The organism is Mesorhizobium sp. LjNodule214, assembly GCF_964252735.1.
GTDB lineage: Bacteria > Pseudomonadota > Alphaproteobacteria > Rhizobiales > Rhizobiaceae > Mesorhizobium.
Window position 1 is genome coordinate 684,470 of sequence record NZ_CAXUPE020000002.1, and the last position, 18,241, is coordinate 702,710.

The 18,241-nt window shown below is 63.3% G+C and carries 19 protein-coding genes; 7 read left to right on the forward strand and 12 right to left on the reverse strand.

What is annotated here, in order from left to right; translation table 11 throughout:
* Positions 1-78: 78 nt before the first annotated feature.
* Positions 79-1,254 carry a CaiB/BaiF CoA transferase family protein gene (locus ACSQ3Z_RS17250; protein ID WP_436172522.1) on the forward strand — a complete coding sequence of 392 codons (1,176 nt, stop codon included), beginning with the start codon at positions 79-81 and terminating at the stop codon, positions 1,252-1,254.
* Positions 1,251-2,900, forward strand: a complete 1,650-nt coding sequence (locus tag ACSQ3Z_RS17255) for a thiamine pyrophosphate-binding protein (RefSeq protein WP_436172523.1) — start codon at positions 1,251-1,253, stop codon at positions 2,898-2,900. Before ACSQ3Z_RS17250 ends, ACSQ3Z_RS17255 begins: the two co-directional genes overlap by 4 nt.
* A 42-nt stretch (positions 2,901-2,942) precedes the next feature.
* On the opposite strand, the gene ACSQ3Z_RS17260 is transcribed toward ACSQ3Z_RS17255, so the two are convergent.
* Positions 2,943-3,395, reverse strand: a complete 453-nt coding sequence (locus ACSQ3Z_RS17260) for a CHRD domain-containing protein (protein WP_436172524.1) — start codon at positions 3,393-3,395, stop codon at positions 2,943-2,945.
* 147 nt (positions 3,396-3,542) lie between these two features.
* Positions 3,543-4,826 carry a cystathionine gamma-synthase family protein gene (locus tag ACSQ3Z_RS17265; protein ID WP_436172525.1) on the reverse strand — a complete coding sequence of 428 codons (1,284 nt, stop codon included), beginning with the start codon at positions 4,824-4,826 and terminating at the stop codon, positions 3,543-3,545.
* A 122-nt stretch (positions 4,827-4,948) separates the two neighbouring features.
* On the opposite strand from ACSQ3Z_RS17265, the gene ACSQ3Z_RS17270 reads away from it, so the two are divergent.
* A complete protein-coding gene (locus ACSQ3Z_RS17270; protein ID WP_436172526.1) occupies positions 4,949-5,407 on the forward strand; it encodes an Lrp/AsnC family transcriptional regulator in 459 nt (152 codons plus the stop codon).
* Between the two features lie 51 nt (positions 5,408-5,458).
* Here ACSQ3Z_RS17270 and ACSQ3Z_RS17275 read toward each other — a convergent pair whose 3' ends face one another.
* Genes ACSQ3Z_RS17275 through ACSQ3Z_RS17290 form a run of 4 tightly spaced genes read right to left on the reverse strand, consistent with a single transcriptional unit; the run spans position 5,459 to position 9,296 of the window.
* Positions 5,459-6,430 (reverse strand): ABC transporter substrate-binding protein, encoded by a 972-nt coding sequence (locus ACSQ3Z_RS17275; protein WP_192180808.1) that lies wholly within the window; start codon positions 6,428-6,430, stop codon positions 5,459-5,461.
* Positions 6,431-6,471: 41 nt separating this feature from the next.
* A complete protein-coding gene (locus tag ACSQ3Z_RS17280) occupies positions 6,472-7,626 on the reverse strand; it encodes an ABC transporter permease (RefSeq protein ID WP_436172527.1) in 1,155 nt (384 codons plus the stop codon).
* Positions 7,623-8,501, reverse strand: a complete 879-nt coding sequence (locus tag ACSQ3Z_RS17285) for an ABC transporter permease (RefSeq protein WP_436172528.1) — start codon at positions 8,499-8,501, stop codon at positions 7,623-7,625. The genes ACSQ3Z_RS17280 and ACSQ3Z_RS17285 overlap by 4 nt, the downstream gene beginning before the upstream one ends.
* 3 nt (positions 8,502-8,504) lie before the next feature.
* A complete protein-coding gene (locus tag ACSQ3Z_RS17290; protein ID WP_436172529.1) occupies positions 8,505-9,296 on the reverse strand; it encodes an ABC transporter ATP-binding protein in 792 nt (263 codons plus the stop codon).
* 116 nt (positions 9,297-9,412) lie between these two features.
* On the opposite strand from ACSQ3Z_RS17290, the gene ACSQ3Z_RS17295 reads away from it, so the two are divergent.
* On the forward strand, positions 9,413-9,817 hold the full coding sequence (locus ACSQ3Z_RS17295; protein ID WP_436172530.1) for a cupin domain-containing protein: 405 nt from the start codon (positions 9,413-9,415) through the stop codon (positions 9,815-9,817).
* A 23-nt stretch (positions 9,818-9,840) separates the two neighbouring features.
* On the opposite strand, the gene ACSQ3Z_RS17300 is transcribed toward ACSQ3Z_RS17295, so the two are convergent.
* The 5 genes from ACSQ3Z_RS17300 to ACSQ3Z_RS17320 all read right to left on the reverse strand — a co-directional run bounded on the left by ACSQ3Z_RS17300 (position 9,841) and on the right by ACSQ3Z_RS17320 (position 14,778).
* Positions 9,841-10,218 carry a hypothetical protein gene (locus tag ACSQ3Z_RS17300; protein WP_436172531.1) on the reverse strand — a complete coding sequence of 126 codons (378 nt, stop codon included), beginning with the start codon at positions 10,216-10,218 and terminating at the stop codon, positions 9,841-9,843.
* A 20-nt stretch (positions 10,219-10,238) separates the two neighbouring features.
* Positions 10,239-10,610, reverse strand: a complete 372-nt coding sequence (locus ACSQ3Z_RS17305; protein WP_436172532.1) for a hypothetical protein — start codon at positions 10,608-10,610, stop codon at positions 10,239-10,241.
* A gap of 2 nt (positions 10,611-10,612) precedes the next feature.
* Entirely contained in the window at positions 10,613-12,064 is a 1,452-nt protein-coding gene (gene hydA, locus ACSQ3Z_RS17310; RefSeq protein WP_436172533.1) for a dihydropyrimidinase, read from the reverse strand.
* Positions 12,065-12,128: 64 nt separating this feature from the next.
* Complete coding sequence (locus ACSQ3Z_RS17315) at positions 12,129-13,379, reverse strand: Zn-dependent hydrolase (protein WP_436172534.1); 1,251 nt, start codon at positions 13,377-13,379, stop codon at positions 12,129-12,131.
* Positions 13,380-13,449: 70 nt separating this feature from the next.
* Positions 13,450-14,778, reverse strand: coding sequence for an aspartate aminotransferase family protein (locus ACSQ3Z_RS17320; RefSeq protein ID WP_436172535.1), 1,329 nt, complete (start codon positions 14,776-14,778; stop codon positions 13,450-13,452).
* Positions 14,779-15,032: 254 nt separating this feature from the next.
* On the opposite strand from ACSQ3Z_RS17320, the gene ACSQ3Z_RS17325 reads away from it, so the two are divergent.
* Positions 15,033-15,662, forward strand: coding sequence for a TetR family transcriptional regulator C-terminal domain-containing protein (locus ACSQ3Z_RS17325; RefSeq protein WP_404275405.1), 630 nt, complete (start codon positions 15,033-15,035; stop codon positions 15,660-15,662).
* Between the two features lie 8 nt (positions 15,663-15,670).
* Here ACSQ3Z_RS17325 and ACSQ3Z_RS17330 read toward each other — a convergent pair whose 3' ends face one another.
* Positions 15,671-16,543, reverse strand: coding sequence for a helix-turn-helix transcriptional regulator (locus tag ACSQ3Z_RS17330; protein WP_436172536.1), 873 nt, complete (start codon positions 16,541-16,543; stop codon positions 15,671-15,673).
* Between the two features lie 102 nt (positions 16,544-16,645).
* On the opposite strand from ACSQ3Z_RS17330, the gene ACSQ3Z_RS17335 reads away from it, so the two are divergent.
* Together ACSQ3Z_RS17335 and ACSQ3Z_RS17340 are read left to right on the forward strand one after the other, a co-directional pair.
* Complete coding sequence (locus tag ACSQ3Z_RS17335) at positions 16,646-17,491, forward strand: SDR family NAD(P)-dependent oxidoreductase (RefSeq protein WP_436172537.1); 846 nt, start codon at positions 16,646-16,648, stop codon at positions 17,489-17,491.
* A complete protein-coding gene (locus ACSQ3Z_RS17340) occupies positions 17,488-18,210 on the forward strand; it encodes an SDR family oxidoreductase (RefSeq protein WP_436172538.1) in 723 nt (240 codons plus the stop codon). Before ACSQ3Z_RS17335 ends, ACSQ3Z_RS17340 begins: the two co-directional genes overlap by 4 nt.
* Positions 18,211-18,241: the final 31 nt, after the last annotated feature.

Sequence of the window (18,241 nt, forward strand, 5' to 3'; positions counted from 1 at the left end):
GGCTTGGCCCAGCGCAAGGCTCGTGACAGCGGCGACAGGGGTTGGTAGAGGCTGCGGTTCCGACCAATTTGGTGATCCATGACTGAGCCTCCCCTGAAAGGCATCCGCGTAATCGAACTTGCCCGCATCCTTGCCGGGCCGTGGGCCGGGCAGTTGCTGGCCGATCTCGGCGCCGACGTCATCAAGGTCGAAAGCCCCGATGGCGGCGACGACACCCGCAAATGGGGACCGCCCTTCGTCATGAGCCATGACGGCGAGAACCTGTCGGCCGCCTACTACCATTCCTGCAATCGCGGCAAGCGCTCCATCGCCGTCGATTTCTCGACGCCCGAAGGCGCCGAGACGGTGCGCCGGCTGGTCGCGACGGCAGACGTGATGATCGAGAACTTCAAGCTTGGCGGCCTCAGGAAGTATGGGCTCGACTATGACAGCCTGCGCAAGATCAACCCCCGCCTGGTCTATTGCTCGATCACCGGCTTCGGCCAGGACGGACCTTACGCGCCGCGCGCCGGCTACGACTTCATCATCCAGGCCATGGCCGGCATGATGTCGATCACCGGCGAGGCCGGCCGCGAGCCACAGAAGGCCGGCGTCGCCATCTCGGATCTCTTCACCGGACTTTATTCGGTCATCGCAATCCAGGCAGCGCTTCGCCATGCCGAAAAAACCGGCGAAGGCCAGCATATCGACATGGCGCTCTTTGACAGCCAGATCTCGGCGCTCGGCAACCAGAACCTCAACTATCTGGTGTCCGGCAAATCGCCGGTGCAGATGGGCAATGCGCATATGAACATCGCGCCCTACGAAGTGGTGCCGGTCAGGGATGGCCATATCATCCTGGCAGTCGGCAATGACGGCCAGTTCGCCAAGTTCTGCGCTGCCGTCGGCCTCGACGATTTGCCTGCCAATCCCGATTTCGCCACCAATCCCGCCCGTGTCGCCAACCGTGCGAAACTGCGCGAGCGCATGATCGAGACGCTGAAGAATATCGATCGCGATCCGCTGCTGGCGAAGCTGGAGGCCGCAGGCGTGCCGGCAAGCCCGATCAACACCATCGGCCAGATGTTTGCCGATCCGCAGACGATCACGCGCGGCATGCGCCTCGACCTGGAAGATGGTCATGGCAATGTCTTGCCCTCGGTGCGCGCGCCGATGGTGATGTCCGGTACGCCGCTGGTCTATGAGCGCCCCTCGCCGCGCCTTGGCGAACACACCGAAGAGATCCTTGCCGAACTGGAGACGTCGCGACAATGAAGACAGGCGGACAACTGATCGTCGACGCGCTGGAAGCCAACGGCACCGACCGCATCTATTGCGTGCCGGGTGAATCCTACCTGGCGGTGCTCGACGCGCTGCACGATTCAGCGATCCGCACCATCGTCTGCCGTCAGGAGGGCGGTGCCGCGATGATGGCCGACTGCCATGGCCGCCTGACTGGCAGACCCGGCATCTGCTTCGTCACCCGCGGCCCCGGCGCCACCAATGCGTCTGCCGGCATCCACATCGCCATGCAGGATTCGGTTCCCGTCATCCTGTTCATCGGCCAGGTGGCCAGCCACGCCAAGGAGCGCGAGGCCTTCCAGGAGGTGGATTACAAGCGCTTCTTCGGCGACATCGCCAAATGGGTGGTCGAGATCGACGATGCCGCACGCATCCCCGAATTCGTCACCCGCGCCTTTGCCGTGGCAACGTCCGGCCGTCCCGGCCCGGTGGTCATTTCGCTGCCCGAAGACATGCTGACCAGTCTGGTCGAGGCGCCTGCCGCCATCGCCCATACCCCCGTCGAAACGCGACCGGGCGAGGCAGAACTCGAGGCGCTACAAACGCTCCTGACCAAGGCTAGGCGCCCCTTCGTCATCCTTGGCGGCACGCGCTGGGATGCTAACTCAGTGGCGCAGATGCGCACGATCGCCGAGTCATGGTCGCTCCCGGTCGGCTGTTCCTTCCGCCGCCAGATGCTGTTCGATCATCTGCACCCGAACTATGCCGGCGATGTCGGTATCGGCATCAATCCGAAGCTGGCGACAGCGATCAAGCAGGCCGACCTCGTGCTGCTCATCGGCGGGCGCATGGGCGAAATGCCCTCCTCCGATTACACGCTACTGAAAAGCCCCTATCCCGACCAGACGCTGGTCCATGTTCATGCCGACGCCGGCGAGCTTGGCCGCGTCTACCGGCCGGCGCTGGCGATCAACGCCTCGCCGTCCGCCTTCGTTGAAGCCTTCGCCAAACGCAAGCCGTCCGCGACGCCAACCTGGGCAGACGAGACGCCGAAGCTGCACGCGGCCTATCTCGACTGGTCGACGCCGCCGGAGAGCGGTCCCGGTTCCGTCCAGATGGGACCGATCATGAACTACCTGGAAAAAATGCTGCCCGACGACGCCATCCTCGCCAATGGCGCCGGCAACTACGCAACCTGGGTGCATCGCTTCCACCGCTTCCGCCGCTTTGCCACCCAGGCCGCACCCACCTCCGGTTCGATGGGCTACGGTACCCCGGCGGCGGTCGCCGCCAAGGATCTTTATCCGGACCGCACCGTGGTCGCCTTTGCCGGCGACGGCTGCTTCCTGATGAACGGGCAGGAATTCGCCACCGCCGTGCAGTATGACCTGCCGATCGTCGTCGTGGTCGTCAACAACGGCATCTACGGCACCATCCGGATGCACCAGGAACGCGAATATCCGGGCCGCGTCGTCGCAACGGACCTCAAGAATCCCGACTTCGCGGCGCTCGCCCGCGCCTATGGTGGCCATGGCGAGACGGTCGAGAAGACCGCCGATTTCGCCCCGGCCTTCGAACGTGCCCGCGCCAGCGGCAAACCGGCGATCGTCGAGATCAGGCTCGACCCCGAGGCGATCACGCCGACCCGCACGATGACGCAGATCCGAGACAAGGCGTAAGTGCAAAAAGGGGCGGTCGCCCGCCCCATTCTGCCGACAGAGCTACATCGCTGCTGCCGCTTTCTCGATCTGCCCGCGGATCTCGCCGTCCTTGTTGGCGGCGGTATGGATGTTGACATAGTCCTTGCCGGCCATCAGATCAGCAGCCTGGGCGTCGGTCAGAACTGCCGACCCCTTGATCGGGCTCTTCAGCTTGCCCTTGAAGGGGATCGCCACGCCTGCGTTCTCGCCCATTGCGGCCGGACCATGGATGTGCGCCGCCGTCGCCGCGCCGCTAACACCGGAATATTTCACGTTCCAGCTGAGCTTCTTGCTGGTGGTGTCGAACGTCAGCGTCGCAGTGCCCTTGCCCTTCGTGGTCACCGCCGGGTTCTGCTGACCGCCGTCGAGCGTCGCTTTCATCTTCACCGTCTCGGCCATGGCCGGCGATGCGAACAGGAAAGCGGTCGAAACAGCGAGCACCGACAATGTCGGCGCGAGGGACTGGATGCGCATGAAAAACCTCCGTTGGGGCGTATCATCCTTGAAATGGATGCACCGGCACAACGGCTTGGCGAGCGGATGTTTCCCGGGGTAACGCCGATTTGACATCGCAGAAAGGGCAATCGCCTGCCCCTTTCCGGATTTCCGCGAAGGCAGTGCTCAGACGGCCGCCAGCGCCTGCGTCAGGTCGGCGATCAGGTCGTCGGGGTGCTCGACACCAATGGACAGCCTGACCGTGGTCTCAAGCACGCCGATGCGCTGGCGCACGTCGAAGGGAATGCCCGAATGGGTCATGGCCGCCGGGTGGCTAGCCAGCGATTCGGTTCCGCCGAGGCTTACCGCCAGCTTGAAGATCTGCAGGCCGTTCAGAAAAGCGAAGGCCGCCTTCTGGCCGCCGCGAATATCGAAGGAGAATGTCGAGCCGGCGCCGCTGCACTGTAACCGATAGGCGCGGCCTGCAGGCGTATCCTCGCCCAGGAACGGCAGATAATGCACCTTCTCGACCTTGGCATGATCGCGCAGGAATTCGGCGACCAGGCGCGCATTGTCGTTCGCCCGCTCCATACGTATCGACAGTGTCTCCAGCGAGCGGCCGAGCATCCAACAGGAATGCGGGTCGAGCTGCGTGCCGATCGCGCCGCGCAGCGCCTTGATCGGCTTGGTGACCGCCTTGCCGCCCATGGCAGCCCCTGCGATCAGGTCGGAATGGCCGCCGACATATTTGGTCAGCGAATAGACGGAAACATCGGCGCCATGTTCGATAGGCCTCTGGAACACCGGGCCGAGCAGCGTGTTGTCGCAGACGATGATCGGCGTCGACCCTTGCCTGGCGCCGAGCTCGTCGGCGATCGTTCGCATCAGCGCGATATCGACCAGGCTGTTGGTCGGGTTTGACGGCGTCTCGATCAGGATCACCGAGACGCGGCCCTTCGCGATTGCAGCGTCGGCAGCCGCGCGCACCGCCGCCTCGTCGACGCCGTCCGCGAAACCGACAGCGCCGATGCCGAAGCCGGCAAGCGTGCGCGTCAGCAGCGTCTCGGTGCCGCCATAGAGCGGCTGCGAATGCAGGATGACGTCGCCCGGACGAGCATAGGCCAGCAGTGTCGTCGCGATCGCCGACATGCCGGACGAGAACAGGATGCAGGCGTCCGTCCCCTCATAGACCGCCAGTCGGTCCTCGACGATTTCGCTGTTGGGATGGTTGAAGCGCGAATAGACCAGACCGGAAGTCGTGCCGCTCGGCGGCTCCTTGCGGCCGGAGGTGTAGTCGAAGAAATCCCGCCCCTCTTCCGCCGACTTGAACACGAAGGTCGAGGTGAGGAACACCGGCGGCTTGACGGCGCCCTCCGAAAGCTGCGGATCGAAACCATAGCTCAGCATCAGCGTCTCCGGGTGGAGCTTGTGGTTGCCGATATGGGTTTTCGAAGGGCGTGGCGCGGTCATAACTTTTCCTGCTTTTCGAGAAGTATCGCACGGCAATTTATGCCATCTCGATCGTGCAGTCCTTGCTATTTTTGGGCTGGTATGGCTGCAGTCTCGCAAGAAATTGCCTCAGGAGACGCAGAGTGCAGCAGAAAATAGCCGACGATTTCGACCGCAAGATTCTGCGTGAACTGCAAGCCGATGCCCGCATCACCAACAACGAGCTTGCCGAGCGGATCGGCCTGTCGCCGTCACCCTGCCTGAGGCGCGTGCGGCGGTTGGAGGAAGCCGGCGTCATCAGAGGCTACACCACGCTGGTCGATCCGGCCGCTTTCGGCTGGACCATGGTCGCCATCGCCACTGTCCGGCTCAGCCGTCAGAACGAGGACGAAATCGTCATGTTCGAGGACGCCATCCGTGGCTGGGAAGAGGTGCTGGAGTGCCACCTCGTGACCGGTTCGCGCGACTATGTGCTGAAGGTGGTGACAGGTGGCCTCGAGCAGTACGAGCGTTTCATCAAGGAAAAGATCGCGCGGCTGAAATGCGTCGCCTCGATCGAGACCAGCTTCGTCATGAACACCATAAAGGAACGGCGCCTCTGACACTTGGCCAGAGGCGCCGCTTTAAAGATCAGTATCCTTGCTTAGGCAGGCCTACTTGATCGCCTTGTCGGTGATCGCGGTCGTGTAGGCGCCGCTAGGCTCCTTGGTGATGATCTTCTGGTCGAGCAGTGCCTTGGCGGTGCGCTCATAGGTCGCCGGATCGAGCTTGCCGTCGGCATTGTCGATCAGCTTGGCGACTTCACCCATCATCCGCTTCTGGTGGTTTTCGTCCTGGCCGCCATTGTCCATGACGATGCCGGCCGCCTCGTCAGAATTGTCGACGGCGTATTTCCAGCCCTTCATCGAGGCGCGCACGAACCGCACCATCTTGTCCTCGAAGGCCGGATCCTTGAGCTTGTCCTCGGAGGCATAGAGCCCGTCCTCGAGGAGGTCGTTGCCCATGGCCGAGTAGTTGAACACGATCAATTGGTCCGGCTTGTAGCCGGCATCGATCAGCTGCCAGTACTCGTTGTATGTCATGACCGAAATGCAGTCGGCCTGCTTCTGGATCAGCGGCTGCACGTCAAAGCTCTGCTTGAGCACGGTGACGCCGTCCGGGCCGCCTTCTGTCTTCAGTCCGAGCTTGTTCATCCAGGCGTAGAACGGATACTCGTTGCCGAAGAACCAGACGCCGAGCGTGTGGCCCTTGAAGTCGGCTTCGGTCTTGATCGGGCCGTCCTTCGGGCAGACCAGCTCCATGCCGGCCTTCTTGAACGGCTGGGCGATGTTGACCAGCGGCACGCCCTTTTCGCGCGCGGCCAGTGCGCCGCCCATCCAGTCGACGATGACGTCGGCGCCGCCGCCGGCGATCACCTGCTCGGGCGCAATATCGGGGCCGCCCGGCTTGATGTCGACGTCGAGGCCTTCGGCCTCATAGAAGCCCTTGGCCTTGGCGACGTAGTAGCCGGCGAACTGGGCCTGCGTGACCCATTTCAGTTGCAGCGTCACCTTGTCGGCGGCCATCGCCTGGAAAGCGGCCAGCGACATCGCGCCGGCCAGAACAGGAATAATCAGTCTTTTCATGTTTTTACCCTCTGAAGTTAGTGCCCTTAAACCCACCGCCCCTATCCACCACGGACAGAGGGATGCCAAAACGTGACGGCTCTCTCGAAAAGAGCGACCACGCCATAAAAGACCGAACCCGCAAGTGCTGCAACTGCGATTTCGGCCCAGACCATGTCGATGTTCATCCGCCCGACCTCGGTCGAAATGCGGAATCCCATGCCGACGACAGGCGTGCCGAAGAACTCCGCGACGATGGCGCCGATCAGCGCCAGCGTCGAGTTGATCTTCAGCGCGTTGAAGATGAAGGGCGCGGCCGCCGGCAGCCGCAGCTTGACCAGCGTCTGCCAGTAGCCCGACGCATAGGTGCGCATCAGGTCGCGCTCCATATGGCCGGAGGCGGCAAGCCCGGCGACCGTGTTCACCAGCATCGGGAAGAAGGTCATGATGATGACGACCGCCGCCTTGGACTGCCAGTCGAAGCCGAACCACATCACCATGATGGGGGCGACGCCGATGATCGGCAGCGCCGAGACCATGTTGCCGATCGGCAGCAGGCCGCGCCGCAGAAACGGCACGCGGTCGGCAGCGATTGCCGCGATGAAGCCCGCGCCGCTGCCGACGACATAGCCGAAGATCACCGCCTTGAAGATCGTCTGCCGCACGTCCGCACCCAGCACCGGCAGCGAACTGGCGATACGTGCGCCGATGGCGCTTGGCGGCGGCAACAGGATGAAGGGAATGCCGGCGCCGCGCGTGATCGCTTCCCAAAGGATCAGGATCCAGGCGCCGAAGATGGCGGGGATGATCAGGCGAAGTGCCGTCTTCGCCCAGTTCGCAACAGGGCGCAGGGAAGACAACACCGCCACGCAGCGCCATCCCAGAAGCCACGCAGCGGCGAGCAACAGGAAATACGGCGCCAGTGCCGTGCCTTCGAACCCGTTTATTCCCGTGATCAACAGCCAGGCGGCTAGGTGCGCGCCGACGAACAGCACCAGAGCTTCAACGATGGCCGGCAGCTTGGTCATCGAGATAAGCGCTGCGATCAGCAGCAGGCCGAACATCAGTCCCTTCGTCACAAGATAGGGATAGTCGAAAGACGCTTCGGGCTGCGCCAACGCCGCCGCTTCCGGCTTTGTCATCGCGCCGAGCGCGACCGCAATCAGGCACAGCGCGACCGCCAGCACCGCTTGCCAGGAGGGTTTCAGAAAGTTCATGCCGGCCTCCCGCCCATGGCGCGGTCGACGAGGCGGCCGGCAATGCCGACCACCATGACCAGGAGTGCCGCCACCACCGAGCCCGCGACCAGCGCCGACCAGATGTCGATGGACTGGCTGTAATAGGCGCCTGCGAGCAGCTTGGCGCCGATGCCGGCGACCGCACCGGTCGGCAATTCGCCGACAATGGCGCCGACCAGGCTTGCTGCAACCGCCACCTTCATCGAGGTGAACAGGAACGGCACCGAGGCCGGCACACGCAATTTCCAGAAGGTCTGCGCGCGGCTGGCATTGTAGGTGTGCATCAAATCGAGATGCATGAGTTCGGGCGAGCGCAGCCCCTTGACCATGCCGACCGCCACGGGGAAGAACGACAGATAGGTCGAGATCAGCGCCTTGGGGATCAGGCCCGTGATGCCTACCGCCGCCAGCACGACGATGATCATCGGCGCCACCGCCAGGATCGGGATCGTCTGCGAAGCGATGATCCACGGCATCAAGCTGCGGTCGAGCGTCGCCACATGCACGATGCCGACGGCGATCACGATGCCGAGCGCGGTGCCGAAGGCGAAGCCGAGCAGCGTCGACGACAACGTTATCCAGGCATTATAGACCAGGCTGCGGTTCGAGGTGACAGGCCGCAGGAAGGTGTTCTCGAAGAAGTTCACCGCCACCTGATGCGGAGCCGGCAGCGTCGGCTTCGGCTGCGACAGCGTCTTGCCGATGAATTCGACGGCGCCTGGCGCCTCGTTGGCGCGCCGGTCGAGATCACGCTGGAACGGCGTGTTGAGGATGACGGCGAAGACATACCAGACGACCACAAGCCCCGCGAGGATCGAGGTCACCGGAACAATCTTGTCGCGAAAGGAATCCATTCCTCAATCCTCGTAGGAATGGCCGGCCCTCAGGCCATCACGCACGCGCGCCGCGATCGCCAAGAATTCCGGCGTCTCGCGTATGTGGAGCGGCCGCTTTTTCGGCAGCGTCGATTCGATGATGTCGCTGACGCGGCCCGGACGCGGCGACATGACGACGATACGTGTCGATAGATACACCGCCTCGGGAATGGAGTGCGTGACGAAGCAGATGGTCTTGTTGGTCCGTTCCCACAATTCCAGCAATTGCTTGTTGAGATGGTCGCGCACAATCTCGTCCAGAGCCCCGAACGGCTCGTCCATCAAAAGCAGGTCGGCATCGAAGGCGAGCGCACGCGCGATCGAGGCGCGCTGCTGCATGCCGCCGGAGAGCTGCCAGGGATATTTCTTCTCGAAGCCGGACAGGTTGACCAGTTCCAGCGTGCGCTCGATGCGCTCGGCCTGCTCCGCCTTGGAAAGGCCAATGATCTCAAGCGGCAGCCCCACGTTCCGCTCGATCGTGCGCCACGGGAAAAGCGCCGCCGCCTGAAAGACATAGCCGTAGGCGCGCTTTTCGCGGGCCTCTTCCGCTGTCATCCCATTGATCGAGATCGTTCCCGCGGTCGGCTTCTCCAGATCGGCAATGACGCGCAACAAGGTCGTCTTGCCGCAGCCGGATGGCCCAATGAAAGAGACGAATTCGCCCTTGCCGATGGTGAGGTCGACATCGGACAGCGCCTGCACCGGACCATCATTGGTCTGGAACGTGAGGCCGAGCTTGCTTGCCGAAACGACGGCTGGCGAATTCCCTGTCATAGGCCGCAGCCTGCCTCGCCGCATCGCTGCCGCGCTGGCTGGAATCCGGTTGATTTTGTGATTGCGTTGTTTTCCACTCGTCCTGTCCCATCAGATCGACGCCCGGAGTTTCCCCGATGTCGCCTAAACCCACTTGTCATCTTATCCGCCCTGAAAGCTCTTATGAAGGCAAGCAGGGGCTGAGCTACTTCGCCGGCATCGCCGCCGAGACCGTCGGCTCTTCCGGCATCTGCATGCATCTTCTCTCCATGCCGCCCGGCGCCCGCGCCAAGGCGCACATGCATGAAAGCCACGAGACGGCGATCTACGTGCTCTCCGGCGAGGTCCACACCTGGTATGGCGACCGGCTCGAGCAGCAGATCCTGGTCAAGGCCGGCGATCTCTTCTACATCCCGGCCGGTGTCCCGCACCTGCCGGCCAATCTGAGCGGCAGCCCGGCTTCGGCGGTCATAGCCCGCACCGACCCCAACGAACAGGAAAGCGTCGTCCTGCTGCCGGAACTGGATGCACTGGTCGCCTGACCCTGACGGAAGGGATCTCGCCGTCATCGGCACCGCAAGACTTCTCCCATGACGTTGCCGTCCTCGTCGGCGATCACCAGCTTCTTGGCGTTCTTTGGGCTGCGCTTGATGGTGAGCTGTATCGGCGACTGACCTTCCTCGCCCTCCGCCGCGCACATGGATTTGACCACCAGTGACCCATCGGCCAGTGCCTTCTTCTCTGTGAAGGTGCAGGCGCTGGCCGCGGTGATGTATTCCTTGGCGGTCAGGAGCAGCATGTCCTCGGCATAGACCTCCTGGCCGTTCTTATTGATGCAGCCGGACTTGTTGCCATAGGGCTTCGACAGGTCGATCCCCGCCGCCGAAGCCTGGCTGGCCGCCAGAACGACAGCCGTGGCAAGAGCCAGACCAAAACCGCGCATGCTCAACCCCCAGCCCAACATCACGAACACGACTGCAGCGGCCCTAGTTCCTCAAGGCCGGGAAAGGTCACGAAAAACCCGTCCGCTCCCTTGTTGGTGACCTCGACGATTTCGACAGTCGTCCCATCCTCACCCTCGGCGGAACAGGTCGAACTGAGCGATTGCGTGCCGGGCGCCGAGATCAATTGCTGCGCGAACCGGCAGCCGCTGCCATAGGTCTCGATGCCCTCGGCGGTCAGCACTATGTAGTCATCGCCGTCTTGATAGCCGGCCTTTACGCCGGCACAACCGGCATCATTGCCCCAGGAGCCGACCAGCACGCCAGCCGCTGTTGCCGGACCAGCGATAACGGTCGCCACGACCAACGAGATGAGCGTTGCCGGGTTCGCCAAGTTCAGACCCCGGTCGCCGGGATGCCCGTGCGTTCCACCTTGCGGGGCGCAGTGATGTCCTTCCACGTCGACAGCGCCCGGTTGACCGCCGCGTTCGGCTCGCGGGCGACGAATTCGCCATGGCCGGGCTTCGCCTTGACCTCGGCTTCCTCGATCGACAGCTCGCCGCGCGAGAACACGAAGCGCGGCAGGCCGGTCACCTCGAAACCTTCAAAGACGTTGTAGTCGATCACCGACTGCTGCTTCTTCGAGGTGATCTTCTTCTTGCGCTTCGGGTCCCAGACCACGATGTCGGCATCCGCCCCTTCGACGATGGCGCCCTTCTTCGGATACATGTTGAGGATCTTGGCGATGTTGGTCGAGGTCACCGCGACGAACTCGTTCATCGTCAGCCGTCCGGTGTTGACGCCGGTGGTCCACAGCATCGGCAAGCGATCCTCGAGGCCGCCGGTACCGTTCGGGATCTTGGTGAAATCGCCGACGCCATTGCGTTTCTGCTTGGTGGTGAAGGCGCAATGGTCGGTCGCCACCACCTGCAGCGATCCGGCCTGCAGGCCGGCCCACAGCGAATCCTGGTGCAGTTTGTTGCGGAAGGGCGGGCTCATCACGCGGCGCGCCGCATGGTCCCAGTCCTTGTTGAAATATTCGCTCTCGTCGAGCGTCAGGTGCTGGATCAGCGGCTCGCCGAAGACGCGCATGCCCTTCTGCCGCGCCCGGCGGATGGCCTCATGCGCCTGTTCGCAGGAAACATGCACGACATAGAGCGGCACGCCGGCCATGTCGGCGATCATGATGGCGCGGTTGGTCGCCTCGCCTTCCACTTCCGGCGGGCGCGAATAGGCGTGTCCCTCGGGACCATTGTTGCCGGCGGCGAGCAGCTTCTGCGAAAGCGCCGCGACCACGTCGCCGTTCTCGGCATGGACCAGCGGCAGCGCGCCGAGGTCGGCGCAGCGCTGGAACGACGCATACATCTCGTCGTCGTCGACCATCAGCGCGCCCTTGTAGGCCATGAAATGCTTGAACGAGGTGATGCCCTTGTCGACGACCGTGGCCATCTCGTCGAACACCTGCTTGCCCCACCAGGTTATCGCCATGTGGAAGGAGTAATCGCAGGCAGCCTTCGACGTCTTGTTGTCCCACATCTGCAAGGCTTCGAGCAGCGATTGCTGCGGCGCCGGCAGGCAGAAATCGACCACCATCGTCGTGCCGCCGGCAAGGGCGGCGCGGGTGCCGGATTCGAAATCGTCGGCCGAATAGGTGCCCATGAACGGCATTTCGAGATGGGTGTGCGGATCGATGCCGCCCGGCATGATGTAGCAGCCGGTGGCGTCGAACTCGTGATCCCCGTGCAGATTCGAACCGATGGCGACGATCTTGCCGTGCTGCATCAGCACGTCGGCATTCCATGTGCGGTCGGCGGTGACGATGGTGCCGTTCCGGATGACTTTGGTCATTTTCTTGTTCCCCTGTTCTCTTCGCGCTTCTTGGTGAGCAGCGTTGAATTCTAGATTTCTGACCTCACTCCACGATGACAGCCGTCTCCACAACTGCGTGGAACAGCACGTCGGCGCCGGCCGCTGCCCATTCCTTGGAGATCTCCTCGGCCTCGTTATGGCTGAGGCCGTCGACGCAGGGGCACATCACCATTGCGGTGGGCGCGACGCGGTTGATCCAGCAGGCGTCGTGGCCGGCACCGGAGACGATGTTGCGATGCGTGTAGCCCAGCCGCTCGGCGGCATCGCGGATCGCCTTGACGCAGTTACTGTCGAAGGTGACCGGGTCGAAATGGCCGACCTGCTCGATTTGATATTTGATGTCGAGCGCATCGCAGATCGTGTCGATGCCCTCGCGGATGCGGGCGTCCATCGTATCCAGCACCTCTTTCTCCGGTGAACGGATGTCGATGGTGAAGACGGTGCGTCCGGCAATGATGTTGCGCGAGTTCGGATAGACCTGCATGTGGCCAACCGCGCCGACGGCGTCCGGCTGGTAGTCCATGGCGATCTCATGCACCAGTTCGATCACGCGTGCCATGCCGAGCCCGGCGTTGCGGCGCTTCGGCATCGGCGTAGAGCCGGTATGCGCCTCCTTGCCGGTCAGCGTCACCTGCAGCCATTTCAGGCCCTGGCCATGGGTGACGACGCCGATGTCGATGCCCTCGTCCTCGAGGATCGGTCCCTGCTCGATATGCAGTTCGAAGAAGGCGTGGATCTTGCGCTCGCCGACCTTTTCGGTGCCTTTCCAGCCGATGCGCTCGAGCTCTTCGCCGAACTTCTTGCCGTCCTTGTCGGTATGCTCGTAGACATCGGACTGGTCGAGCACGCCGGCGAAGACACCAGACGCCATCATCGCCGGGGCGAAGCGCGCGCCCTCCTCGTTGGTCCAATTGGTGACGACGATCGGGTGTTTGGTCTTGATGCCGAGATCGTTGAGCGAGCGTACGACCTCCAGGCCACCGAGCACGCCGAGCACGCCGTCATATTTGCCGCCGGTCGGCTGGGTGTCGAGATGGCTGCCGACATAGACCGGCGGCAGGCTGGGGTCGGTGCCTTCGCGGCGGGCAAACATGGTGCCCATCGCGTCGAGGCCCATTTCGAGCCCGGCCGCCTCGCACCAGCGCCTGAACAGATGCCGGCCCTCGCCGTCCTCGTCGGTCACGGTCTGGCGATTGTTGCCGCCGGCAATGCCGGGGCCAATCTTCGCCATCTCCATGATGGAATCCCACAAACGATCTGAATTAATTCGCAGATTCTCGCCGGGGGCGGCCATTCAAAGTCCTCTCATTTGATTACCCGGTCGGCCGGCGGTTCCCGACGCCGACCGACCGGACAAAGCAAGTTTAGTCTATCGACCTCAGCACATCCCGCACATGGTCGATCAGTTCGTTGATCTGGCCCTTGGTGATGATCAGCGGCGGCGACAGCGCGATGATGTCGCCTGTAGTGCGGATCAGCGCGCCGCGTTCGAACGCCTTGACGAAGGCCGAGAAGGCCCGCTTGGTCGGCTGTCCGGCGATCGGCGCCAGTTCGATCGCGCCGATCAGGCCGATGTTTCTGATATCGATGACGTTCGGCTCACCCTTCAGCGAATGCAGCGCGTCTTCCCAATAGGGCGCCAGTTCCTCGCCCCGGGTCAAAAGCCCCTCTTCCTTGTAGGTGTCGAGCGTGCCCAAGGCCGCCGCACAGGCGATCGGATTGCCCGAATAGGTGTAGCCGTGGAAGAACTCGATCATATGGTCGGGGCCGGTCATGAAGGCGTCGTGGATCTCCTTCTTCACGAACACCGCGCCCATCGGGATGACGCCGTTGGAGACACCCTTGGCCGTCGTCATGATGTCGGGCGTGACGCCGAAGTAGTCAGCGGCGAACGGTGCGCCGAGGCGGCCGAAACCGGTGATGACCTCGTCGAAGATCAACAGGATGCCGTGCTTGGTGCAGATCTCGCGCAGCTTCTGCAGATAGCCCTTCGGCGGCAGGATGACGCCGGTGGAACCGGCGACCGGCTCGACGATGACGGCCGCGATGGTCGAGGCGTCATGCAGGGCGACGATGCGCTCCAGCTCGTTGGCGAGTTCCGCGCCGTGCTCCGGCACGCCCTTGGAGAACGCATTCTTCTCCGGCAGATGCGTGTGCGGCATGTGGTCGACGCCGCCGAGCAGCGTGCCGAACATCTTGCGATTGGTGACGATGCCGCCGACCGAAATGCCGCCGAAATTGACGCCGTGATAGCCGCGCTCGCGGCCGATCAGCCGGGTGCGCGCGCCCTCGCCCTTGGCACGATGATAGGCGATCGCCATCTTCAGCGCGGTGTCGACCGATTCCGAGCCGGAATTGGTGAAGAAGACATGGTCCATGCCCTTCGGCGCGATGTCGACCAGGCGGTTAGCCAGTTCGAACACGATCGGATGACCCATCTGGAAGGCCGGCGCGTAGTCGAGCTCGGCCGCCTGGTGCTGGATCGCCTCGGTGATCTTCGGACGGCAATGGCCGGCATTGACGCACCAGAGACCGGCGGTGCCGTCGAGCACCTTGCGTCCATCGCTAGTCGTGTAATGCATGTCCTTGGCGGACACGAACATGCGTGGCGCCTGCTTGAACTGTCGGTTTGCCGTGAACGGCATCCAGAATGCGCTGAGATCGTTCGGCGTGACTTTCAGCCGGTTGGCCATGACCAAGACTTCCCCTTGTAACCTGTTTCGGTGCGGCTAACGCTTGGTCTTCCCAACACTTGGTCTTCGCGACGTTTTCGTGCTACGCAAATTTTGACCGATTGGACAAACGTTAGCACCGCCATGTCGGCGGTCAAGGGACTACTAGCGGAAATGCGGTATCGGAAGCGCGCTCCACAGGCCGGGGAAAAACTGGTCCAGAGAATTGGTCCAGATGGTTCCCGCGACGAAGGTTTGCGGGGGTGACGGACGCCATGGAAGGCTCTGCCCCTCGCCGCACCCGCATCCAGCAGGAAAAGCGCGAGCTGATCCTGGAAGCCGCGCTCGAAGTCTTCTCCACCAACGGGTTTCGTGGCTCGACCATCGACCAGATCGCCGAAGCCGCCGGCATGTCGAAACCGAACCTGCTCTACTATTTCCGCCGCAAGGAGGATATTCACGAAACGCTGATGGAGCGGCTGCTCGCGACCTGGTTGGCCCCGCTACGCGAACTCGACGACATCGGCGATCCCTTGACCGAACTGCGCAGCTACATCCGGCGCAAGCTCGAAATGGCGCGCGACTTCCCGCGCGAGAGCCGTCTGTTCGCCAACGAGATCCTGCAAGGCGCGCCACGCATCATGCCGCTGCTGGAAGGCGAACTGAAGACGCTGGTCGACGAGAAGGCGGCCATCATCAAGGGCTGGATGCGCGCCGGCAAGATTGTCCGCACCGATCCCTGGCACCTGATCTTCTCGATCTGGGCGACGACGCAGCACTATGCCGATTTCGATGTCCAGGTCCGTGCCGTGCTCGGCGCCGACCGCGGCGGCGACGGCCGCTTCGAGGACGCCGCGAGGTTCCTGGAGCAATTGTTCATCGAAGGGCTGAAGCCGAAAGGCTGATCCTCAAATCAGGCGCTACGCCGTTCGGCGGGAAGTTCGTCGAGCAGCTTTTGCAGCTTGGCGATCGAGTTCTGCTCGGCGAGCGGCGTGTAGACGATCAGCCGCATATCCGAGCCGTCATCGATCGAAAGGCTCATATGCTCGAAGGCCATCGCGCCGGCACTCGGGTGCCGGACATGCTTCACCCCCGACAATCTGCGCGCCACATCGCGCTGCGGCCACCATGCCCGGAATTCCGGACTTGAGCGTGTCATCAACTCGATCAGCCGTTCGAAATCCGGATCGCCGATATATTTCGCGCTCTCGGCCCGGAACGAGGCGAGCACTGAGCGCGCCAGTTGCTCCCAATCGACAAGCAGGTGGCGGTGGTGCGGGTTGGTGAAGACCATATGGACGATGTTGCGGGCATCGCCGTCCAGCAAGCCATAGTCGCCGAACACGGCGACGGCCGCCGGGTTCCAGGCCAGCACGTCCCAGCGCCGCCCGACGACATAGGCAGGCTGCAAGACAAGGCTTTGCAGCATGTGCAACAAAGGGTCGTCCACCCTTTCGGGCACCAAGGCACGACGCTCCGGCTGCTGGCGGCCCGCAAGAATGAACAAGTGCCGCTTCTCGGCGGCATCGAGCCGTAGCGCCTCGCACAACGCCGTCAGCACCTCGACGGAAGGACGCACGTCCCTGCCCTGCTCCAGCCAGGTGTACCAGGTCGTGCCAACGCCAGCGATCATCGCCACCTCTTCGCGCCGCAGACCGGGCGTGCGCCGTCGCGCGCCTGCCGCGATGCCGGTGGCAGACGGTGAAAGCCTTTCGCGGCGCGAACGCAGGAAGGCACCAAGCTCGCGCCGGCGGCTGTCTTCGGGAGAGTGTGGGGGAGCATCCATAAGTCCAGTATAGCAGTATCGATACCAGGATAAAGTTTGAACTGTTTGCGCGGCGCCCGGTGCCCCATCTTGCGTTCAGAGCAAAACATGGAGGCTCTGAATATGGACCTGAAAGACAAGACCGTTCTCATCACCGGTTCGACCGACGGTGTCGGTCGCGTCGTCGCGGAGAGGCTGGGCGCTGCGGGCGCACGAGTTCTGGTGCATGGCCGCGATGCGGCGCGCGGCAAGGCGGTGGTCGCCACGATCGAAGCCGCCGGCGGTAAGGCCGAGTTTCTTGCCGCCGACCTCGCCTCGCTGGCCGAGGTCTGCCGCCTCGCAAAAGCTGTGCGCGCCAGGACCAACCGGCTCGACATCCTCATCAACAATGCCGGCGTCGGCACCGCCGGCCAGGGCGCGAAGCGGCAGGTCAGCGCCGATGGCTACGAACTGCGCTTCGCCGTCAATTATCTCGCCGGCTTCCTGCTGGCCACAGAGCTGCTGCCGCTGCTTGAAGCCAGCGCGCCTTCGCGCATCGTCAACGTCGCCTCGGCCGGCCAGCAGGCGATCGATTTCAGCGATGTCATGCTGACCCGCACCTATGACGGCGTGCGCGCCTACTGCCAGAGCAAGCTGGCGCAGATCCTGTTCACCATCGGTCTGGCCGAAGAGTTGAAAGGCACCGGCGTCACCGTCAACGCCCTACACCCGGCGAGCTACATGGACACGACCATGGTCCAGCAGGCCGGCGTCACACCGTGGAGTTCGGTCAAGCAAGGCGCGGACGCCATCCTCAACCAGGCGACATCGCCTGATCTCGAAGGCAGAAGCGGCCTCTATTTCGACGGTCCGCGGGAATCCCGCGCCGATGCGCAAGCCTATGACGCCAAGGCAAGACAGCAATTGCGGGAACTGAGCCTCAACCTTGTCGGCCTTGCTTCCACCACTTCGAAGGAAAAGCATTCATGAGCGAGAAGAATGAACGTGTCGCGATCATCGGCGGCTCTTCCGGCATCGGCCTCGCCACGGCGCAGAAGCTGCTTGGCCCGAACATGAGGGTGACCATCACGGGGCGCAACCGGGAAAGGCTCAACAGCGCTTGGCAAAGCCTTGGCGGCGCTGTCGACAAGGCTGCCTTCGATGCCGGCAAACCGGACGAGGTTCGCCAATTCTTCGAAGCCCTCGGACCCTTCGATCATCTTGTCCTGGCCGCCAGCGGCGGCAAGGGAATTGGTCCGTTCGAAACGCTCGACCTTGCTGACATCGGCGGCGGCGTCGACGAGAAAGTCCGGCCGCAGCTCTGTTGCCTGCAGGCGGCCTTGCCGACCCTGAACAAGAACGGCTCGGTCACCTTCATCTCGGCGGTGTCGGCACAACTGGCGGCACCGGGCGTCGCCGGCATCGCTGCGGTGAACGGCATGTTGCTGACCGTGGTGCCGATCCTGGCCGTTGAGCTGCAGCCGCTGCGCGTCAACGTCGTGGCGCCCGGCGTCATCGATACGCCCTGGTGGAATTTCCTGCCCGACGATCAGCGCCAGGCCGTGTTCACCGAGTATGCCGGCAAGACGCCGGTCGGACGGATCGGCCGCGCCGAGGATGTCGCCGACGCCATCGCCTTCCTCGTCTCCAACGGCTTCGTCACCGGCCAGGTCCTGACCTGCGACGGAGGCCTGCGATATGCCGCGTGAGCGGCATATCGAGGATGCTTTGCCGAGAGCG